Source organism: Sphingomonas sp. GW821-FHT12D09 (genome assembly GCF_058807215.1).
In genome coordinates this window covers 178617-198350 of sequence record NZ_JBXAQL010000005.1, presented here as the reverse complement: position 1 = coordinate 198350, position 19734 = coordinate 178617, and the positions used below count along the sequence as shown (strand labels likewise).

Here is a 19734-nt window from a genome sequence, read left to right as displayed (position 1 = left end):
GCCTATAATGAGGGATCATCTTCATTCCTGCGCATTCCGCGCAGGTAACGAGTTATCCCATGCGCCAGCGATTTTCCAACCTCCCCCTCGCCACCAAGACCACGATCGTCACCATTGCCGGCCTGGTGCTGCTGGCGCTCACCACCTTCGTGCTGAGCGACCGTGTCGTCACCGCCGATGCCGAGCGCATGGCCGCCGAGCGCCAGGAGACCAATATGCGCGTCGCCTGGAAGGTGCTGCACGACCAGGGTGCGACCTTCCGCGCCGATGGCGGCGACCTCTATGTCGGCGCGCACAAGCTCAATGGCTGGACCCAGCCGGTCGACGAGATCAAGCAGTTGGTCGGCGGCACTGCGACGATCTTCGCCGGCGACACGCGCATCACCACCAACGTGCTCAAGCCCGACGGCAGCCGCGCGGTCGGCACCCCGCTTGCCGCCGGCCCGGCGAAGGACGCGGTGCTCGCGGAAGGCAAGTCCTATCGCGGCACCGCCGACATCCTCGGCAAACCCTTCTTCACGGCCTATGATCCGATCAAGGACGAGAGCGGCAAGGTGGTCGGCGTGCTGTATGTCGGCATCCCGCGCTCAGACGTGCTCGCCGGCATCCAGTCGCTGCGCAGCTCGATGGCGATCAGCGGCGTGCTGGTGACCCTGCTCGTCACCTTCCTATGCTTCCTGTTCAGCCGCGCGATGTTCCGCCCGCTCGTCCAGATGACCAATGCGATGCAGCGCCTCGCGTCGGGCGACGCGTCGATCGCCGTGCCCGAGCATCGCAGCGCCGACGAGATCGGCCAGATGGCCCGCGCGCTCGAGCGCTTCCGCATCGCCGCCAATGACAAGGCCACTGCCGAAGCGCGCAACAAGCTGGGCGAGGCCGAACGTGAAAAGGCGATGGCGATGCTGGGCGGTGCGCTGGAGCGCGTTGCCGGCGGCGACCTGACCGCCGATGTCGGCAGCGACTTCCCGAGCGACTACGCCGTACTGGGCGGCCATTACAACGCGGCGCTCGCGAGCCTGCGCGAGCTGATCGGCACGGTGCTGGAGAGCACGGGCGCGATCCAGACCGGATCGAGCGAGATCGCCGCCGCGTCGGAGGACCTTGCCCGCCGCACCGAAGGCAATGCCGCGAGCCTCGAGGAGACTTCGGCTGCCGTAACCCAGATGAACGGACGACTGCGCGCCACCGCCGATGCTGCGGGCCAGACGGTCACGCGCGCCGATGCGGCGATCGCGGTGGTGGGTTCGGGCCGCGAGACGGCCGACGAGGCGGTGCAGGCGATGAACCGGGTAAGCGACAGCGCCAAGGGCATCGACTCGGTCATCGAGGGCCTGGACAAGATCGCCTTCCAGACGCGCGTGCTCGCGATGAACGCTGCGGTCGAGGCTGGTCGCGCCGGTGAAGCCGGCCGCGGCTTTGCGGTGGTCGCCGATCTCGTCTCGGCGCTTGCGATGCGCGCCGAGGAAGAAGCCAAGCGCGCGCGCGACCAGCTCACCGTCACCCAGGCCGAGGTCGAGACCGCGCGGGGCGCCGTCGAGCGGGTCGATGCGGCGCTTTCGAACATCGTGGAGACGGTGGGCGAAGTGCACCAGTTGCTCGGCACGATCGCCGCGGACAACCAGGCGCAATCGGTCGCGATCAGCGAAGTCAGCATCGCGATCGGCACGATGGACCAGGCGACGCAGCAGAATGCGGCGATGGTCGAGGAAACCTCGGCGGCGGCGCGCGCGCTGACCGACCAGGTGAGCCGCCTCGATACCCAGGCGAGCACCTTCCGGATTTCGGACGGGCGTGTCGCCTCGAGCCCGCGCACATTCAAGCCGTTGGCCAGCACCCGCCCGGTGCCGGCCAAGCCGGTCGGCGACGCGGACGCCTGGGCGAGCTTCTAAGCTCGCTCAGCGCGAAACAGCAACCCTGCGAAAGCCTCGATCGGCGCGCTCTCCGGCCATTGCGGCACATCGTCGGCAATGACGATCCAAGGCTGCTTGCGGCTGGTCCAGATATGTGCGTGCGGACTGGGCTCGTCGCTGCGGTCGAGCGTGCCGGCACGGACGATAGCGATGCCGGGGCGGCTGCTGTTCACATTGTACAGCCGCGTGTGGCAGATGCCGCAGGCGAAGTGGCGCGAGATGGCGCCGCTGCGAGTCGGCAAGGTGAAATCCACCACTTCGCCTTCCACAGCCAGTGCAGCCTCGCGCACCGGTGCCTGTTCGGCGAAGGCGCTGCCGGAGCCCGTCTGGCAATCGCGGCAATGACAGCAATATACGGCCGGCAGGTCGTCCATCGCCAGCGTGTAGCGGACGGCGCCGCAACGGCAGCCGCCCGCGATCACGATTATGCCGCCTTCTTCAGGTGGCGGCGGCCGAGCAGCTCGGCGATCTGCACCGCGTTGAGCGCGGCTCCCTTGCGGAGATTGTCCGAGACGCACCAGAGCGACAGGCCGTTATCCACGGTCGAGTCCTCGCGGACGCGGCTGATGAAGGTCGCATACTCGCCGACGCACTCGATCGGCGTGATGTATCCGCCATCCTCATGCTTATCGATCAGCATCACGCCGGGCGCCTCGCGCAGGATGCTCTTCGCCTTTGCGGCCGAAATCTCGTCCTCGAACTCGATGTTGATCGCTTCCGAATGGCCGACGAACACCGGCACGCGCACGCAGGTCGCGGTCACCTTGATCTTGGGATCGAGGATCTTCTTGGTCTCGACCACCATCTTCCACTCTTCCTTGGTCGAGCCATCGTCGAGGAAGGAGTCGATGTGCGGGATCACGTTGAACGCGATCTGCTTGGTGAACTTCTTCGGCTCGGCGCTGTCGCCCACGAAGATGTTGCGGCTCTGCTCGAACAGCTCGTCCATGCCCGCCTTGCCCGCGCCGGAGACCGACTGGTAGGTGGCGACGACGACGCGCTTGATCTTCGCGGCATCGTGGAGCGGCTTCAGCGCGACGACCATTTGCGCGGTCGAGCAGTTGGGGTTGGCGATGATGTTGCGCTTCTTGTAGCCGTCGATCGCCTCGGGATTCACCTCGGGCACGATCAGCGGCACGTCCGGATCCATGCGGTAGAGCGACGCATTGTCGATCACCGTGCAGCCGGCGGCGGCGAAGCGGGGCGCGTGCAGCGCGCTGCCTTCGGAGCCGATCGCGAATAGCGCCATGTCCCAGCCGGTGGGATCGAAATTGTCGATGTTCTGGATCTTGTACTGTTTCCCGGTGTCGCCGAAATCGACCATGTCCCCCTGGCTGCGCGAAGACGCCAGCACGGCCAGCTCGTCGATCGGGAATTCCCGCTCGGCCAGGATGTTCAACATTTCGCGCCCGACATTGCCGGTGGCGCCTGCGACGACGACACGGTAGCCCATTTTAGTCCTTTCCGAACCTCGCAACACAGCTGCGAGGACGCCTATCTGTCAGAGAGTGGCGGAATGCCAGTGCATTCCTGTGCTTCGCGGCCAAAGCACCGCTTGGACGCCCGATTACGGGCGCGCGGTAATTCGTTTGCTAGTTCGTTTGGTTCGAATGCGAAGCATGGCCAGGCCGATAGCAGAAGGAAATTGCGGTGGCGAGACATTCCGTGAAACTTTTTGTCTCGCCACCGGGTAGGATCACTTCGTTGCAGTCTTTCGATCGAGGAAGTCGAGGATCGTGTTCCACAGGTGCACGCTGATGCCGGGGCCGCCCACGCGGTGGGTGTGGCCGGGGTAGAACATCATCTCGAACGGCACTTCGGCCTTTTGCAAGGTGGCCGCCATCGCAGTGCTGTTCTCGAACACCACGTTATCGTCGGCCATGCCGTGGATCAGCAGCATCGGATCGGCGATCTTCGCCGCCTCGCCGATATTGTCAGACGCCTTGTACGCCTCGGGCACCTTGTTCGGATCGCCCATATAGCGCTCGGTATAATGGGTGTCGTAGAGTTCCCACTTGGTCACCGGCGCGCCGGCTACGCCCGCGGCGAACACGCCCGGCGCCTTCTCCAGCAGCTTGAGCGTCATATAACCGCCATAGGACCAGCCATAGGTGACGACCTTGTTCGGATCGACATAGTTCAGCGTCTTCAGGTACTTCGCGCCGGCAACCTGGTCCTCGACCTCGACCGAGCCCATCGCGTGCCAGATCTGGCTCTCGAACGCGACGCCGCGATTGGCCGAGCCGCGATTGTCGAGCTGGAACCAGATATAGCCGCGCGAGACGAGGTACTGCTGGAGCGATCCGCCCCAGGCCTTGCTCACCGTCTGCGAGTGCGGGCCACCATAATGCTGGAAGAACACCGGGTATTTCTTCCCCGGCTCCAGCTTGGGGGTGATCATCTCCCAATGAAGCACCGAGCCGTCGGCCGCCTTGATCGTGCCGAAGGTCCGCTCGCGGTGCTGGGTCAGATAGGCGTTATAGGGGTGATCGGCGGCGGTGACCGCATTCTCGTTGACCCACGCGATACGGTTTCCCGAGGCGTCTGCGAGATAAGTCTGCGCAGGCTGGCCGGTATTCGAGCGCTTGACGATCGCGCGGGTGCCCGAGGGGTCCATCGTCGCCTCGTTCCACCAGCCGGCCTCGGTGAGGCGCGTCACTGCCCCGCCCTTCCTGTAGTCGACCGAATAGAGATGCCGCTCGAGCACCCCGTCCTTGTTGCCCAGGAAGAAGACCCGGCCCTTGGCCTCGTCTACGCCGGCGACGTCGGGAGTCACTTCCCAATCGCCCTTGGTGAGCTGGGTGAACTTGCCCTTGGCGAAGCGGTAGAGATGGCCGTGGCCGTCGCGCTCGGACCACCAGAGCAGGCTGCCATCGTCGAGCGGGGTGAGCGCGTTCGACAGATTGACCCAGCTCTTCGCGCGCGCCTTCTCGCTGAACAGCAATGTCGACTTGCCGGTGGCGGGATCGACCTGGAGCAGATCTAGCACCGTCTGCTCCCGGTTCTCGCGCTGGACGTAGAGCGTCTTGCCATCCTTCGACCAGTCGATGCGTGCCAGATAGATGTCCTTGTCGGTACCCAGATCGACTGCGACCTTATGCTCGCCGTTCGGGTCCATGACGTAGAGCTCGACCGTCGCATTGGGGGTGCCGGCCTTGGGATAGCGCTGCTGGAAGAGCTGGGTGCCCTCGGCACCGATCGCGGCGCGGGTGACGACGCCGACGGGTGCCTCGTCGAAGCGCTCGACCGCGACATAACGATCGCCCGGCGACCACCAATAGCCCTTGAAACGCGCCATTTCCTCCTGCGCGACGAACTCGGCCTCGCCCCAATGGACGGTACCGGCGCCATCGTCGGTGATCGCGCGCGGGGCGCCGCCGGCCAGGCCCATCACGACGAGGTTCTGTTCCTGCACATAGGAAACATAGCCACCCGCGGGGCTGATCTCGGCATTGAGCTTCGGACCGGCCTTGGCGGGCAGCCTGGCGATGCTGCCGTCGAGCCCGGCGCGATAGAGCTCACCGTCGAGCGGCACCAGCACCGACTTGCCGTCGGGCGCCCAGTCATAGGCGATGATACCCTTGCTGCCGGCGATGCGCGCGCGCTCGCGCTGCATCTTCTCGGCCTCGGACAGCTCGGCGCCGCTGCCGAACTTCTTCGAATCGACCAGCATCCGCCATTCGCCAGTGCGCGTGTCCATCGCCCACAGGTCGAACCGCTCCTTCTCGTCGGCACGGTTGCGCAACAGCGTCAGGAACTTGCCGTCGGGCGAGAGCTTGGCGTTGCGCGGCTGCGGGCCGTTCAGATCCGGGCTGGCGAAGACACGCTCGAGCGTGAGTCCCTTGGTCTGCGCCAAAGCATCATTTGCCATCAACGGCGCTCCCAGCATTGCAAGCCCAACCAAGTATTTCCGCATAAACCCCGATCTCCTTGGAGCCGCGTTATCGCGGTGCAAAGCCGCTGGGTAAAGTGCCCAAGGGTTCGTTAAACATGACAGGCTAGGAACCTGTGCATGTTGCGTATTTTCCCCATCACCCTAGCCGCCTGCACCCTCGCCTGCCCGGCCCTCGCCCAGGATCATGATCGCGCCGGGGGCAAGCTGCTGCTCACCAACGGCATCTCGACGATAGAGGGCAGTTCGGGTGGCGGCCTGACGCCCTGGGCGGTGATCGCCGGCAACGAGACCAAGGACGGGATCGGCGTGCAGGGGAGCGTTACCGCGGCGGAACTCAAGAGCTACGACTTCCGGAGCTATTCGTTCGCGATCGGGATCAAGGACCGGGTCGAGCTCAGCTATGACCGCCAGGACTTCAACACCAATGAGATCGGCGGCGCGTTGGGCCTGGGCAACGACTATGCCTTTCGCCAGGACATCTACGGCGCCAAGCTCCGGCTGTTCGGCGACGTCGTCTATGGCCCCTCCGCATTGCCGGCGGTGGCGGTGGGCGTGCAGTACAAGAAGAACCTCAACGCCCCGATCGTGAAGCTGCTAGGCGCGCGCCGCTCCGAGGATGCCGATTATTATGCCTCGGCGACCAAGCTGCTGCTCGGCCCGTCGATCCTGCTCAACACCACGGTGCGGCTGACCCGCGCCAACCAGACCGGCCTGCTCGGCTTTGGCGGGCGCGACGACAAGTACCGCGTCCAGTTCGAAGCATCGGCCGCCTATCAGCTCTCGCGCCGCCTGGCCTTTGGCGCCGAGTTCCGCTCCAAGCCCGACAATCTCGCCATCGCGCGCGAGGACGACTGGTTCGACGTCTTCGCCGCCTGGGCGCCCACGCGCAACTTCACCATCACGGCCGCCTATACGGACCTCGGTTCGATCGCGACCGTGCAGGGCCAGCGCGGCGCGCTGCTCCAGCTTCAGACCGCCTTTTGAGGACCGACTCGATGCTCCGCCCGCTGATCCTCGCCGCCGCCCTGCTTTCCCCTGCCCTCGCACACGCCCAGAGCGCGCCCGCGCCCTATGCGATGCCGGGCGAGGAGAGAGTCGATCCGTACACGTCCAGCAACGCCAATGCCGGCACGACGCCGTTCAAGGGCAGCGGCATGGCCAGGGCATTCCATGGCCAGGACGGTATCCGCCGGATCGTGGCGGACCTCACCGAGCGCAGCTTCGCCGACCCGGTGATCGGCGAGATCTTCAAGGGCCATGACAAGGTCCGCTTCCAGCGCACCCTGTTCGAGCAGTTCTGCTACATCCTTGGCGCCGGCTGCACCTATACCGGCCGCGACATGCTCGCGTCGCACAAGAATCTCGGCAGCCAGCAGAAGGACATGAACCGTCTTGTCGAACTGCTCCAGGCGGCGATGCGCAAGGAACGGGTCTCGTTCGCGGCGCAGAACAAGTTCCTCTCCAAGCTGGCCCCGATGCGCAAGGACGTGGTGGAGCGCTAGCGCTAGTCCAGGCCCAGCGCGACCTTGCGCGAGACCAGGATGAAGCGCGGCCCCGCGCCGTTCTTTGCCGCCCGGTCGTCGGGATTGTAGAGCGCGCATTTCTTCAGGCTCAAGCAGCCGCAGCCGATACAGCCGTCAAGATCGTCGAGCGTGCGCTGGAGCTGGGCGATCTGCACTTCGATCCGCTTGCGGATGCCGGCGCTGATCCGCGCCCAATCCTGGCTGGTGGGGGTGCGCCCTTCGGGCAGCCGGGTCAGCTCCTCCGCGATCTGCGGCAAGGTAAGCCCCAACTGCTGGGCGATCAGCGCGAAGGAGATGCGGCGGATGTCCGAGCGCAGGAAACGCCGCTGATTGCCGCTGGTCCGGATCGGATGGACGATCCCCTTGCCCTCGTAGAAGCGCACCGCGGAGACGGCGATACCCGTCCGCGCGGCCAGCTCGCCGATCGTCAGAAGCTCGTTCCCGCGCACCGAAATTTCCTGCTTGACCTCAACTTAGGTTGAGGTTGTAGCTGCTCTCGGCATGGCCTCCAACCTGGAAAGGAACTCCATGCCTGCCCCCTATATCGAGCACGTCAACCTTACCGTCAGCGATCCTGAGCGCATGGCCGGGCTGCTGGGCGAATTGTTCGACTGGCACGTCCGCTGGGAAGGCCCGGCGCGCGACGGCGGCCGGGTGATCCATGTCGGTGACGAGCGCACCTACCTGGCCGCCTACACCCCCGCCGAGGCACCAGGCGCGGACATCTTCGAGAAAGGCCGGCCGTTCAACCATGTCGGCATCCTGGTCGACGATCTGGACGATATCGAGCGGCGGGTAATCGCAGCGGGGCTCCTTCCCTTCGCCCATGGCGACTATGATCCGGGGCGCCGCTTCTACTTCCTCGATCATGACGGCACCGAGTTCGAGATCGTCAGCTACGCCTAAACACCTGGCTAACCATCAATTATCGGCAACTACGGCGGCCGCGCCGGGTTCTTCTGCCAAGCCTCTCAAGGAGAACCCCGCGTGTCCACCAACCATGACGTGTCCAAGCTCGACGACCTGATCGTCACCACCATCGACAGCGCCCGCGGCTATGAGCATTCGGCCAAGCATGCCGATGCCGGCCGCTTCCAGAAATTCTTCGCCGACATGGCCGATGAGCGTCTTCGCGTGGTCGAGGCGCTTTCGGCCAAGAGCCGCGAACTGGGCGGCACCCCTGCTGAATATGGCTCCACGGCCGCGACGATCCACCGCCGCATCGAGGATCTGCGCCGCGTACTCGGCGGCGGTGACGAGGCGATCCTGAGCGAGATCGAGCGCGGCGAGGATTATCTGAAGGAGGAGTTCGACAGGGTACTGGCGGACGAGCGCATGTCCGCAGGCGCGCTGGGCGTGGTCCGCGAATGCTACACCTCGGTGCTCAAGGGGCACGACACGACGAAGAAGCTGCGCGACCTGCTGCAGGCGGCGGATTGAGTTTTTCCTCCCCGTCTCTGCGAGGGAGGATAGAATAGAAAAAGGGCGCGGTAGCCATGCCACCGCGCCCTTTTCGCGTTCCGTGAAGCTTGACGCTTACTCGGCTGCGGCGACGTCGCTCGGACGCGGATCGCGGCGCTCGGCAATACGCGCCGACTTGCCGGTGCGGCCACGCAGATAATAGAGCTTCGCGCGACGCACGACACCGCGGCGAACCACTTCGATGCTGTCGATGTTCGGCGAATAGAGCGGGAAGACGCGCTCGACGCCCTCACCGAACGAAATCTTGCGGACCGTGAAGCTCGAACCCATGCCCTTGTTGGCACGGGCGATGCACACGCCCTCATAGTTCTGCACGCGGGTACGCTCGCCTTCGACGACCTTCACGCCGACCTTGAGGGTGTCGCCCGGGCGGAACACCGGAATCTTCTTCGCCTCGTTGAACTTGGCGATCTGCTCGGCTTCGAGCGTCTGGATCAGGTTCATTACTTGTCGTCCTGTTTTCGTCGCCGCGCGCCAGAGGGAGACTGGATCCGAGCGCCCTCATGGCGCTCCCAAAGATCCGGTCTCCGTGACCGTGTATCGATCTCGGCACGCTGGCGTCGCCAGGCCTCGATCTTCGCATGATCCCCCGATCGCAGCACTTCGGGGATCGTGCGGCCCTCCCATTCGACAGGTCGGGTATATTGCGGATATTCGAGCAGCCCCGTTTCGAAGCTCTCGTCCATGCCGCTGGAAGCCGCGCCCATTACTCCGGGAATGAGGCGAATGCAAGCGTCCAGGAGGGTCAGCGCCGCCATCTCGCCGCCGGATAGGATATAGTCGCCGATCGAGACCTGCTCGATCGCGCGCGCTTCGAACAGCCGCTCGTCGATCCCCTCGAACCGGCCGCACAGCACGATCGCACCGGGCCCCTCCGCCAGCGCCCGCACACGCTCCTGGGTGAGCGGCTTGCCGCGCGGGGTCATCGCGAGGATCGGGCGACCGGGAGCGACGCTGTCGAGTGCCGAGGCGATCACGTCGGCGCGCATCACCATGCCCGCCCCGCCGCCCGCCGGCGTGTCATCGACCGAGCGATGCTTGTCGGTGGCGAAGTCGCGAATCTGGACAGCCTCGAGACTCCACAGTCCCTCACGCAGCCCGCGGCCGGCAAGGGAAACACCAAGCGGTCCGGGAAACATCTCGGGGTAAAGCGTTAGGACAGTTGCAGCGAAAGGCATGGGAGCCTTTCCCCTTCGGGAGCGCGATTGGCAAGTGGACGATTGCATCATCATCGGCGCCGGCCCCGCGGGCCTCACCGCCGCCATCTATCTGGCGCGCTTCCATTTGAGCATCCGGCTATTCGATTGCGGATCGAGCCGGGCGGCGCTGATCCCCTGCACGCGCAACCATGCCGGCTACCCCGAAGGGATTTCGGGCAAGGCATTGCTCGCGCTGATGCTGGAGCAGGCGGAGAAATACGGCGCAGTACGGGAGATGGCCGAGGTCACGAGCCTGCGGGCGCTGGAGGACGGCTTTGGCGTGCGGGTCGGCGAGCGCGAATATGCCGCGCGGACGGTGCTGCTCGCCACCGGGGTAGTGAACAACCGCCCTGAGATGCCGCGGGATCTGCACGACGATGCGCTGGCCCGCGGGCTGCTGCGCTATTGCCCGATCTGCGACGGCTATGAGGTTACCGACAAGCGGATCGGGGTGATCGGCACCGGCAGCCACGGCATGGCCGAGGCGCTGTTCCTGCGCGGCTACAGCGCCGATGTGACGCTGATCGCGCCGGAAGCGCACGAACTGGCCGAAGAGGACACCCAGGCGCTGGACGAAGCCGGGATCGCCCGGATCGATGGGCCGTGTGGCAACTATGCGATCGAGGGCGACCAGTTCGCTTTCGATACAGCGCAGGGCCGGCTCACCTTCGACAGCGTGTATCCGGCGCTGGGATCGAAGATCCGCTCGGGACTGGCGGTGAAGGTCGGCGCCCGTGCGGATGAGAGCGGGTGCCTGGAGGTGGACGACCACCAGCGCACGTCGGTCCCCGGTCTGTTCGCGGCGGGCGATGTCGCGCGCGGGCTCGACCAGATCAGCCACGCAATGGGCGAGGCCGGCGTCGCCGCCACGACGATCCGCAACCTGCTGGCTGAGCAGCGTCCGATCCGTCGCTAGAAACTGCGCCGAATCCGGAACGGTTTTCCGAACCGGATACTTGCGAGAGGCGCGGCCGCGAGGATAGGCTCGCCGCATTCTCGTCAGAGAATAGGGGGGAAGTCATGAAATCGACGATCGCGCGCGGCTCGGCCTGCGCGCTTCTGCTATGGTGCGTGCCGGCGATGGCACAGCAATCGGGCGACGCGCCCGCGCCCGCATCGAAGGACGCGGCTGCTGCGCCTGCCGGAGACACGATGGAGACGGTACGGCTTCCTGACGCCAGCGAGACGATCGACGTCGCTGGGATCCAGGTGCCATCGCTCGACTTCAAGCCGACGCCAGAGGACATCGGCACCTACGACAAATATTATTATTTCCACCGCGCCAGCACCGACTTCAACACCGCATTGGGCGACCTGCGCGATTGCGACGGCCTCGCACGGGGGCTCGCCAGCCCCTATTCCAACTATGCCGCGCCGGTGCCCTATACCTATCAGAACACGATGGCCGGTGCGCTCGGCGGCGCGATCGGCAACGCGATCGTCGTCGCGGTCTTCGGCTCGGCCCAGGTCCGTGCCACCCGCCGCACCAACATGCGCCGGTGCATGTCGTTCAAGGGCTATGACCGCTACGGCCTGGCCAAGGACATCTGGAAGGACTTCAACTTCGAGGAAGGCTTTGGCAGCATCGATGAGAGCAAGCGCCAGACCTTTTTGAAGCAACAGGCCAAGATCGCTTCGGTGATCGAGCCCAAGGGGGAGGCCCTGGGCCGATGAACCGCAATATCGCCCTGGCCGCCGCGCTGGCCGCGGCCGCCCTCACCCCCGCCGCGCACGCGCAGACCGCCGCGCCGGTGCCCAAGGATCTCGGCTATGTGAAGGACAAGCCGGTCCTCACGCTCGATCCCGACACCAGCTACCTCGTCGTGCGCAGCCGCGATGCCTCGCCCTTCTCCTTCATCCGCATCCCCGATGCGGAGGACCTGGCCGACTATAAGGCGCGGCGCGCGGCGGCGCTCGAAAAGGCGCACAGGAAGTGGGAGCGCAAGCACGCCAGCTGGGTCAAGGACCTGGCCGAATATCAAAAGAGCCCGAAAGGTGCATATGCCGCGCCCAATCCCGGCCCCGCGCCGATCGAGCCCAGCGACGCCAATCTGGCCTTCACGCCGATCGACCTGGAGAACCTGATCTCGTTCGGCCCATTCAACCGCTTCGCCAAGGGTGACATCGCTATCTACATGTTCGGTGTACGGCCGGGCCGCTATGCCTTTTACGGCCCGATCCTGGCAGCACCCAACGGCGCCTATGCGGGCACCTGCATGTGCATGGGCACGTTCGAGTTCGAAGTGAAGCGCGGCCAGATCGTCAATGTCGGCACGATGACGACGACGCTGGTGGAAGAGCGCGAAAAGGCCAAGGCAGCAGGGAAGCCGGTGCCCAAGAACGCGCTCGACCTGCCCGATACGATGACCAGCACCGGCTGGCAGGCACCGATCGCGGGCGACAGGATCGACCCGCGGCTGGCCAGCTACACGGTGGTTCCCGCCGCGCTGCAGGCCAGCAGCCATGTCCCCAACTATCTGGGCCTCGAAATCGACCGGCTGATGCCGATCCCGGGCGTGCTCGCCTATCAGCGCGACAAGGTGATCGACGCGAGCACGGGCATCGCGGTGCCCTGACGCATGAGGCCGGGCGCTCCTGCGAGCGCCCGGTCGATTTCGGGCTCAGCTGCCGCAACCACCGCAGCCGCCACCCCCACAACCACCGCCGCCTCCGCCTCCGCCGTCACCACCGCTGCTGCCGCCGTCGCTGCCGCCGTCGCTGCCGGAGCTTGCCGTGCGCATCTGGTGGAAACCGCCCCAGTCGGAGCCGACCAGCACCACCGTGCCGAACAGCGCCACGCCCAGGTCGGCCTCGCCACCGGCCGGTGCGCGGCGCAGGCGCTCGGAGCGCTCCCGCGCTTCGGCCAGCACCTCCCTGCCCGCCCTCGTCTTGCGGTCGAGCGCGGCGAAGCGGATGACCGCGAAGATGGCGGTGACTACCAGGAACAGGGTCAGGAACCCCACCGGCCTGCCCCGCGCCTCGCCGATCAGCAGCTTGGTGTAGCCGAAGCCGAGCAGCAGGAAGTAGGGCAAGGTCTGGAAGAAGCGCATCTGCAGCGCCTCTCCCCTGCCCATCAGCAGCCCACTGTCGATCAGGCGTTCGCGGATGCCGCCGGCATGTTTGCCGATCGCGATGGCGACCCTGGCCCAGTCCGATCCGTCAGGCAGCGCAAGCACGCTGCGCTCCGCGGGCGTTCCGCCGACGAACTGGCTGGGCGTGAAGTTGCTCTTGCCGTCCATCGCCAGGCGGTTGGTCGAGAGCAATCGGGCGGCGACGGTCTCGGCGAAGCGCATGCCGCCGCCGGCGAGATAGGCGAGATCGTCGGTGTCGATGCGCCGCGGTATGCGCCCTTCGGGCCTCAGCCAGCGCGGAATGATGAACCCGGCAAGGAGGGTGAGGACCAGCAGCCCGCCATAGAGTAAGAGAAACGGCCCGCCGGTGAGGTCGAAGGGCGACATGAGTCCTAGCTCCTCAAGAAATATCCCAGCGCCAGCGCGGAGAACACTGCCATCATAACCAGCAGCGCGATCCAGAATGGCCTCCGGGACACGATGAAAGCGTCGCGCGGATGCACGCGGCGCGCCTTGTGGTCCTGCAGCAGCCGCCGCCCCGCGTCGGGCCACAGATCCGCGGGTGGCGTGCCGAAGACGCGCTCGTAGCTGCGCAGCGTCTCGGCATATTGGGTGAAGTAGCGATGCCCCTCCTCGCGCCCGCCAGCCGTGGGGCCATGATGGAGCGCGCGGCCGAGCACGTCCGGGCAGAAGCGCTCCCAGTAATCGCGGCTATAGGTGAGGTGCAGGTGCCAGGCCTGATCGACCTGGTCAGAGGGAGTGACCGGGTGGTCCGCAGTGACCGCGAGGAAGCAGAAGCGCTTATACTCCTCGATCACCCGCTCGGCTTCGGCCCGGCTCCAGCCATTGTCGCGCGCCAGCCGCTCGGCGAAGCTGAGCGCTGCGTCCTCGGGGCCGATGGAATAATCGGAAAGCGCCGTCCAGACCGGGTGGTCGGTGGGGGTTCGAGACAGACCGGGGGCCTTGCTCATCTATAATTCCCACTATCATAGTGGATATTGAATGTCAAGGTTTGGCGGCCGGGACCGGGGTGAGTTTCAGCGCCTGGATCGTGATCGGCGTGATCGGCGCGAGCAGGACGGTGCCGTCGAGCATGCCCTTCTCGCAATGCCAGCGGAAAGCGGAAGAGAGACGGCCGCTGGGTGCCATCGGCTCGACCGCGCCGTTGCAGGCGCCGATCTTCGCGCGGATCGCCACCAGGTCGGCGCGCCACAGATCGGACGAGCGATCGAGCAGGAAATTTCCCGCCAGCGAAGGTAGCGCGACTGACACATCGCCCGCGGCATATATCGCACGCGCAGTTTCCTGCGCGGCGAGCAGGTCGGCGGTGACCGGGGTCTCGGCGAACGTCAGCGCCCCAGCCTTATCGAGCGTGAACATCGCATCCCAGGCCGTGCCCGCGGCCCCGGTATAGGTGCGGTTGGTGAAGACGAAGATCCCCACCCCTGCTTCCGGCACCAGCAGCACATGCGAGCCATAACCGGGATAGCCGCCGCCGTGGTGGAGCATCATGCCAAGCTCGCAATCCTGCGAGACGCGCAGGCCCTTGCCGTAAGCGGTGCCCTGCATGCAGCCGGTCTTGGCGGTGGCGCCATAGCGCGGCGTCATCCGCACGAAGTTCAGCCCCTGCGCCAACTCGCGCACCGTGGAGCGCTTGACAGGTCCGGTATCGGGTCCGTCGCGCGGTGGCCAGGCGGAGAGCAGGAAGGCGACCCATTTGGCATAGTCGTTGGCGCTGACCTGAAGCCCGCCCATCGGGCCGAAGGCACCGTGGTGCATGGTCGGCTCCTCCTTCCACGCGCCATCCTCGAAGCGATAGCCGATCGCGCGGCGCTCGATCGGCCATTCGCCGACTTCGAAGCCGCTGGAGGTCATGCCAAGCGGCTTGAGCAGCGTGCGCTCGACATAAGTGCGGTAGGGCATGCCGGAGGCCTGCGCGACGATATGGCCGAGCAGCGCATAGCCGAAGTTGGAATATTCATGCGCGGTATCGGGCACGCGGCTGAACGGGACGCCGGTCTGGAGCAGCCGGGTGAACTCGGCCTCGGGCATCGGCGTCTGGCGGTCGCCCCAGGGATCATCGGTGACGAAGCCAGCGACGTGCGAGAGCAGGTCACGGATGCGGATCCGCGGGCTGTCGCTGGTCGGGTATTTCCAGCCACGCATCTCGGGGACGTATTTCTCAGCCAGGTCGTCAAGCGAGAGCTTGCCGGCGTCGCGCAACGACAGGATCGACAGCGCGGTGAAAGCCTTGGTCATCGAGGCGATGCGGAACAGCGTGTCGGGGGTTACCGGGCGCTTGTTCGCCACGTCCTGCACCCCAAAGCCGCGGACATGGACGAGCCGGCCCTCGGCTACCACGCCATAGACCAACCCGGGCGTAGGCGTGTCGCGCTGGAAGGCCTCGAACTGGCGGTCGATCGCGTCGAATTGCGGCTCGAGCGCCGCCGCCTTGGTCTGTGCCAGCGCGGGCGTGGCCAGGCAGCAGATCGCGGCGGCAAGCGTGACGCGGAACCAGTTCATCTCGTGCATCCCCCGATAGTCGCAGGGGATGGATAACCGGCTCCGCAGCCTACGTCACTTGTTGCGCTTGAGCACCTCATCGCAATAGTCGTTGGTCGAAGTGCCCTGGCCGAGCAGCCGCCCGGCTCCCGCGCCCACCGCACCTGCGATGATCGTGCCGCCCACGCTGGCGCCACCGATCACGCCGCCGGCCACACCCGCGGCACCGCCGGCGATCGTGCCGGTCTTGGCGCCCTTCTTCTTGGCCATCAGGCAATTATAGACCGCGTCCTGGTCCGCCGGCGCTGCGCGTTGCACGCGGGCCCGCTCCTTGGAGCTGAGATTTTGCGCGGCGACAGGCCCTGCCGCCAGCATGGCGAGCGGCAGCGCGACGATGAGCAAATGGCTGGTTTTCATGACCTTGGCTCCAACTGGATGGAGCGGGATTTTATCAGGGTGAACGGCGCGCGATGATCGGGGAAAACCCCGAAAAACGACCCTAGCGCATCCGGCCCGTGGCCAGGGCGATCGCCCAATCCGGCCGCCCCTCGACCTCTGCCTTCCTGACTGCGGCGAGATGGTCATAGACAACAGCGTGGAGTGTGATCTCCTCGCCGTCGATCACGGCATAGCGGGCGAGCGGATCGCCATTCTCGACATTGTAGGGCCAGGGATTTTCGCCCGCATAGGCCTGGAGACCGACGCTGCCGGGGTTGAGCACCCGGCGACCGTCGGGAAGCGCGACGAGGCGCGGGATATGCGTATGGCCGCACAGGGTCAGAAGCTCGCCGCGCCCGGCGAGGCGGGCGGCGATCTCGTCGCTGGTGGCGATGCGCGGACCCGAAGGCGTCCTGGTTTCGGCCAGCGGCGCAATGTCGCTGTCCGGGGTGCCGTGGCAGAGGAACATGCCGTCAAGCACCAGCGTGTCGGGCAGCGCCGCCATCCAGGCCAGCGCCTCCGGCGGCAGTGCGGCCTTGGTGAAGGCGTCCGTCTGGTTGATCCGCTCGGGCGGATCGGTGAGCACCTGGCGCTCGTGATTGCCCGAGATGGTCGGCCAGTCGCGCGCCATCAGCCAGGCAGCCGTCTCGGCCGGCCAGAGCGGACCCGACAGGATATCGCCCAGGTTGAGGAATGCGGTGCAGCCCCGCGCCTCGGCATCGGCGACGATTGCGATCAGGGCCGGCAGATTGCCGTGGATGTCGGAAAGGACCGCGGTCCGCGTCATTCGACGAAGGCAGCGCTCACCACCAGCCGCTCGGCATCCCATTCGGGCACGGCGATGGCGTTCATCGGCACCATGAAGCGCTTGGCCTTGCCGCTCTCGTCGGCCGGCCGCTCGATCTCGATCACGTCGCCCGCGCCGAAATCGTCGATCGCGACGACCTTGCCCAACGCCTCGCCTTCGTCGGAGACCGCGGGAAGCCCGAGCAGGTCGACATGATAATATTCGCCCTCGCCAAGCGGGGGCAGCGCCGAGCGCGGGACGCTGAGTTCGGTCCCGCGCATGGCCTCCGCAGCGTTGCGGTCGGCCACTTCGGCGAAGCGCGCGATGGTGCCGTTCGACCCACCGCGTACCGATTTGAGCGTCAGCGCACCGCCGTTGAACTGGCGGTGCGCCGACAGGTCCTCGGCGAAGACCTTGAGGCGGACCTCGCCCGTCACGCCGTGCGCACCAATGACGACAGCAAGCGTGACGGTCTTGTCTCCCCTCCCGCTTGCGGGAGGGGTCGGGGGAGGGGTTTGGTCAACGCTCATAGCGGCGGCTCATGCCCTCCCCTAGCCCCTCCCGCAAGCGGAAGGGGGACTTGAGGATCAGCCCTCGGCCTTTTCCTCGCCGGCTTCGGCGGCCGGAGCCTCTTCAGCGGCGGGAGCGGCTTCAACGGCCGGGGTCTCTTCGGCGACTGCCTCGGCGACCTGCTCGGCCTCCGGGGTCGGCTCTTCGGTGGCGGCTTCGACTTCGGCGGCCATCACGGCCTCGGTTTCCTCGTTCGAGCCCTCGGCCGGAGCTTCCTCAGCGGCGGGAGCTTCCTCGGCGACCGGCTCAGGCGCCGGAGCGGCGGCTGCCTCGGCAGCGGCTTCCTCAGCGGCCTTGGCCTTCTCGGCACGCTCTTCAGCGCGCTCGATGGCCTTCTCACCCGGCTTGCCCTTGTTCGGGTTGCTCTTGGCGGTGCGCTCCTTGAGGCCTGCGGCGTCGAGGAAGCGGGCAACGCGGTCGGTAGGCTGTGCGCCGACGCCCAGCCAGTAGGTGGCGCGATCGCTGTCGAGCACGATGCGCTTGGCGTCGTCCTTGGCGAGGAGCGGGTTGTAGGTGCCGATCTTCTCGATGAACTTGCCGTCGCGGGGCGAACGGGCGTCAGCGACGACGATACGGTAGTACGGGCGCTTCTTGGAGCCGCCGCGCGACAGACGCAGGGAAATAGCCATTACAGTTCCTTCTTACGATCTTGAGTTAAATTACTTCTTTTTCAGGAAATTCTCGAAACCTGGCGGAAGCTGGGGTGCTCCGGGACCACTCAGGCCGGGAAGCCCGCCGGCGCCACCGGGACCGCCCAGCTTGCCCATCATGTCACCCAGCTCGGCGCCACCCAGGGCATTGCCGACACCGCCCATGCCGCCGCCGGGACCGCCCTTGCCGAGCATGCCCATCAGGCCCTTCAAGCCGCCCATCTTCTTCAGCCGCTTCATCGCGGTCTGCATCTCGAGGTGCATCTTGAGCAGCTTGTTGACGTCCTGCACGGTGGTGCCGGAGCCCTTGGCGATACGGATCTTGCGCTTGGCGTTGATCAGATCGGGCTTTGCGCGCTCCTTGGGCGTCATCGAGGTGATCATCGCGTCCATGCGGATCAGCACCTTGTCGCCGCCGACCTGATCGACGGCCGCCTGCGCCTTCTTCATGCCCGGCATCATGCCGGCGAGCGCGCCGATGCCGCCCATCCGGCGCATCTGGGCGAGCTGGCCGCGCAGGTCGTTCATGTCGAACTGTCCCTTGGCGAGCCGCGCCGCCATGCGCTCGGCATCTTCCTCCTGGATCGCCGCCGCCGCCTTCTCGACCAGCGACACGACGTCGCCCATGCCGAGGATGCGGCCGGCGACGCGCTTGGGATGGAAAGGCTCGAGCGCGTCGAGCTTTTCGCCCATGCCGGCGAACTTGATCGGCTTGCCGGTGACCGCGCGCATCGAAAGCGCGGCACCACCACGGGCATCGCCGTCCATGCGGGTGAGGATCACGCCGGTGAGCGGCACCTGCTCGGAGAAGCTCGACGCGACGTTGACCGCGTCCTGGCCGGTCAGCGAGTCCACGACGAGCAGGATTTCGTTCGGCTGCGCGATGTCCGCGACCGACTTCATCTCGTCCATCAGCGCCTGGTCGACGTGCAGGCGGCCGGCGGTGTCGAGCATCAGGACGTCGAAGCCCTGGAGCTTGGCGGCGTTGAGCGCCCGCCTGGCGATCTCGACCGGCTGCTGGCCGGCGACGATCGGCAGCGTCGCCACCTCGGTCTGGGTGCCGAGCACCGCGAGCTGCTCCTGCGCGGCCGGGCGATTGACGTCCAGCGACGCCATCATCACCTTCTTGCCCTGGCTCTTGAGCAGCTTCGAGAGCTTGGCGGTGGTGGTCGTCTTGCCCGAACCCTGAAGGCCGACGAGCATGATGATCGCCGGCGGCGTCACGTCGATGTGCAGCTCGGCAGTGTCCGGGCCCAGCATGTCCACGAGCGCATCGTGGACGATCTTCACGACCTGCTGGCCCGGGGTAACCGAGCGCAGGACCTCGTGGCCGACGGCCTTCTCAGTCACCTTCTCGACGAAGTCGCGCGCCACCGGAAGCGCGACATCGGCCTCCAGCAGGGCGATCCGCACTTCGCGCATGGCGGTGCGGACATCGGCTTCGTTGAGCGCGCCACGACCGCGCAGGCGATCGAAGACGCCACCCAGCCGTTCGCTCAGACTTTCGAACATCGGACCAAAAAACTCCAAATCAGGACCATAATCCGCCAAACGCAAAACACGCCGGCGGACGAGAACTCGTCGGCCGGCGTCACCCCATGGGGTGGCAAATGTCTCGCGTCCTAAGAGAACGGTCGCCGCGGCCCCTAGCCCATCCCCCCGCGCGAGGCAAGCCCGGACCCCAAGCAGAAATATTACGCAAACATG

General features: G+C 66.2%; 21 protein-coding genes and 1 pseudogene. 8 read left to right on the top strand and 14 right to left on the bottom strand.

The window, feature by feature from the left end:
- Positions 1-59 precede the first annotated feature (59 nt).
- Positions 60-1889 (top strand): methyl-accepting chemotaxis protein, encoded by a 1830-nt coding sequence (locus AC1RPL_RS20755; RefSeq protein WP_493072134.1) that lies wholly within the window; start codon positions 60-62, stop codon positions 1887-1889.
- Here AC1RPL_RS20755 and AC1RPL_RS20750 read toward each other — a convergent pair.
- The 3 genes from AC1RPL_RS20750 to AC1RPL_RS20740 all read right to left on the bottom strand — a co-directional run bounded on the left by AC1RPL_RS20750 (position 1886) and on the right by AC1RPL_RS20740 (position 5826).
- On the bottom strand, positions 1886-2332 hold the full coding sequence (locus AC1RPL_RS20750) for a GFA family protein (RefSeq protein WP_493072132.1): 447 nt from the start codon (positions 2330-2332) through the stop codon (positions 1886-1888). The two genes, AC1RPL_RS20755 and AC1RPL_RS20750, sit on opposite strands and share 4 nt — an antisense overlap.
- A 2-nt stretch (positions 2333-2334) precedes the next feature.
- Positions 2335-3363 (bottom strand): aspartate-semialdehyde dehydrogenase, encoded by a 1029-nt coding sequence (locus tag AC1RPL_RS20745; RefSeq protein WP_493072130.1) that lies wholly within the window; start codon positions 3361-3363, stop codon positions 2335-2337.
- Between the two features lie 243 nt (positions 3364-3606).
- On the bottom strand, positions 3607-5826 hold the full coding sequence (locus AC1RPL_RS20740) for a S9 family peptidase (protein WP_493072128.1): 2220 nt from the start codon (positions 5824-5826) through the stop codon (positions 3607-3609).
- Between the two features lie 96 nt (positions 5827-5922).
- Here AC1RPL_RS20740 and AC1RPL_RS20735 point away from each other — a divergent pair, with 96 nt between their 5' ends.
- Positions 5923-6789 (top strand): DUF3034 family protein, encoded by an 867-nt coding sequence (locus AC1RPL_RS20735; RefSeq protein ID WP_493072126.1) that lies wholly within the window; start codon positions 5923-5925, stop codon positions 6787-6789.
- Between the two features lie 11 nt (positions 6790-6800).
- Complete coding sequence (locus AC1RPL_RS20730; RefSeq protein WP_493072124.1) at positions 6801-7307, top strand: group I truncated hemoglobin; 507 nt, start codon at positions 6801-6803, stop codon at positions 7305-7307.
- A gap of 2 nt (positions 7308-7309) precedes the next feature.
- On the opposite strand, the gene soxR is transcribed toward AC1RPL_RS20730, so the two are convergent.
- Positions 7310-7777: a redox-sensitive transcriptional activator SoxR gene (soxR, locus tag AC1RPL_RS20725; protein WP_493072122.1), complete on the bottom strand. Its 468-nt coding sequence runs from the start codon at positions 7775-7777 to the stop codon at positions 7310-7312.
- A gap of 79 nt (positions 7778-7856) precedes the next feature.
- Between soxR and AC1RPL_RS20720 the strand changes: the two genes are divergently transcribed.
- Entirely contained in the window at positions 7857-8234 is a 378-nt protein-coding gene (locus AC1RPL_RS20720) for a VOC family protein (protein ID WP_493072120.1), read from the top strand.
- A gap of 81 nt (positions 8235-8315) precedes the next feature.
- A complete protein-coding gene (locus AC1RPL_RS20715) occupies positions 8316-8768 on the top strand; it encodes a PA2169 family four-helix-bundle protein (RefSeq protein WP_493072119.1) in 453 nt (150 codons plus the stop codon).
- A 96-nt stretch (positions 8769-8864) separates the two neighbouring features.
- Here AC1RPL_RS20715 and rplS read toward each other — a convergent pair whose 3' ends face one another.
- Positions 8865-9254: a 50S ribosomal protein L19 gene (gene rplS / locus AC1RPL_RS20710; RefSeq protein WP_493072118.1), complete on the bottom strand. Its 390-nt coding sequence runs from the start codon at positions 9252-9254 to the stop codon at positions 8865-8867.
- On the bottom strand, positions 9254-9988 hold the full coding sequence (gene trmD / locus AC1RPL_RS20705) for a tRNA (guanosine(37)-N1)-methyltransferase TrmD (RefSeq protein WP_493072117.1): 735 nt from the start codon (positions 9986-9988) through the stop codon (positions 9254-9256). Before trmD ends, rplS begins: the two co-directional genes overlap by 1 nt.
- Before the next feature lie 34 nt (positions 9989-10022).
- On the opposite strand from trmD, the gene AC1RPL_RS20700 reads away from it, so the two are divergent.
- The 3 genes from AC1RPL_RS20700 to AC1RPL_RS20690 all read left to right on the top strand — a co-directional run bounded on the left by AC1RPL_RS20700 (position 10023) and on the right by AC1RPL_RS20690 (position 12585).
- Entirely contained in the window at positions 10023-10925 is a 903-nt protein-coding gene (locus tag AC1RPL_RS20700; protein ID WP_493072115.1) for an NAD(P)/FAD-dependent oxidoreductase, read from the top strand.
- A 104-nt stretch (positions 10926-11029) separates the two neighbouring features.
- The gene (locus AC1RPL_RS20695) at positions 11030-11683 is read left to right on the top strand and encodes a hypothetical protein (protein WP_493072113.1); all 654 of its coding nucleotides are present in this window, start codon (positions 11030-11032) and stop codon (positions 11681-11683) included.
- Entirely contained in the window at positions 11680-12585 is a 906-nt protein-coding gene (locus AC1RPL_RS20690; RefSeq protein WP_493072112.1) for a hypothetical protein, read from the top strand. Before AC1RPL_RS20695 ends, AC1RPL_RS20690 begins: the two co-directional genes overlap by 4 nt.
- Positions 12586-12630: 45 nt before the next feature.
- Here the strand turns inward: AC1RPL_RS20690 and AC1RPL_RS20685 are convergent, their stop codons facing one another.
- From AC1RPL_RS20685 to ffh, 8 genes and pseudogenes are all read right to left on the bottom strand, one after another.
- Positions 12631-13467, bottom strand: coding sequence for a TIGR04222 domain-containing membrane protein (locus AC1RPL_RS20685; RefSeq protein WP_493072111.1), 837 nt, complete (start codon positions 13465-13467; stop codon positions 12631-12633).
- A 5-nt stretch (positions 13468-13472) separates the two neighbouring features.
- On the bottom strand, positions 13473-14051 hold the full coding sequence (locus AC1RPL_RS20680) for a glycine-rich domain-containing protein (protein ID WP_493072109.1): 579 nt from the start codon (positions 14049-14051) through the stop codon (positions 13473-13475).
- Positions 14052-14085: 34 nt separating this feature from the next.
- Positions 14086-15603 carry a serine hydrolase domain-containing protein gene (locus tag AC1RPL_RS20675; RefSeq protein WP_493072108.1) on the bottom strand — a complete coding sequence of 506 codons (1518 nt, stop codon included), beginning with the start codon at positions 15601-15603 and terminating at the stop codon, positions 14086-14088.
- Positions 15604-15657: 54 nt separating this feature from the next.
- The gene (locus AC1RPL_RS20670) at positions 15658-15999 is read right to left on the bottom strand and encodes a hypothetical protein (RefSeq protein ID WP_493072106.1); all 342 of its coding nucleotides are present in this window, start codon (positions 15997-15999) and stop codon (positions 15658-15660) included.
- Between the two features lie 82 nt (positions 16000-16081).
- Positions 16082-16807 carry a metallophosphoesterase family protein gene (locus tag AC1RPL_RS20665; RefSeq protein WP_493072104.1) on the bottom strand — a complete coding sequence of 242 codons (726 nt, stop codon included), beginning with the start codon at positions 16805-16807 and terminating at the stop codon, positions 16082-16084.
- Positions 16804-17337 carry a ribosome maturation factor RimM gene (gene rimM / locus AC1RPL_RS20660; protein ID WP_493072103.1) on the bottom strand — a complete coding sequence of 178 codons (534 nt, stop codon included), beginning with the start codon at positions 17335-17337 and terminating at the stop codon, positions 16804-16806. Before rimM ends, AC1RPL_RS20665 begins: the two co-directional genes overlap by 4 nt.
- 216 nt (positions 17338-17553) lie before the next feature.
- Positions 17554-18006 (bottom strand): annotated as a pseudogene (gene rpsP / locus AC1RPL_RS20655) (30S ribosomal protein S16); the annotation flags it as partial.
- A gap of 30 nt (positions 18007-18036) precedes the next feature.
- Positions 18037-19539 (bottom strand): signal recognition particle protein, encoded by a 1503-nt coding sequence (gene ffh, locus AC1RPL_RS20650; protein WP_493072101.1) that lies wholly within the window; start codon positions 19537-19539, stop codon positions 18037-18039.
- Positions 19540-19734 lie beyond the last annotated feature (195 nt).